At 66.0% G+C, this 265-nt stretch carries 1 pseudogene; it reads left to right on the top strand.

Going from position 1 to position 265, the window contains the following annotated elements:
- Positions 1-265, top strand: a pseudogene (locus ACTFO6_RS18920) (ABC transporter substrate-binding protein); the annotation flags it as partial.

Here is a 265-nt window from a genome sequence, read left to right as displayed (position 1 = left end):
ACCTTGGGCGTGGACGTGAAGCTGCTGCCGGGCGGCGAGATCTTCCCGGCCCTCGAGCGGGGAGTCATCGACGCCGCCGAGTGGGTGGGCCCGTTCCTGGACATGAAGCTGGGGCTGCAGAACGCGGCCAAGTACTACTACACCACGGGCTGGCACGAGCCCTCCACCACCACCGAGATCGTGATCAACAAGAAGGCCTGGGACTCGCTCCCGACCGACCTCAAGGAGATCGTGGTCTACGCCGCCAAGGCGATGGACCTGGAGG

It is taken from the genome of Pelomicrobium sp. G1, from assembly GCF_051905455.1.
GTDB lineage: Bacteria > Pseudomonadota > Gammaproteobacteria > Burkholderiales > UBA6910 > Pelomicrobium.
This window is presented reverse-complemented; position numbering and strand designations above follow the sequence as displayed.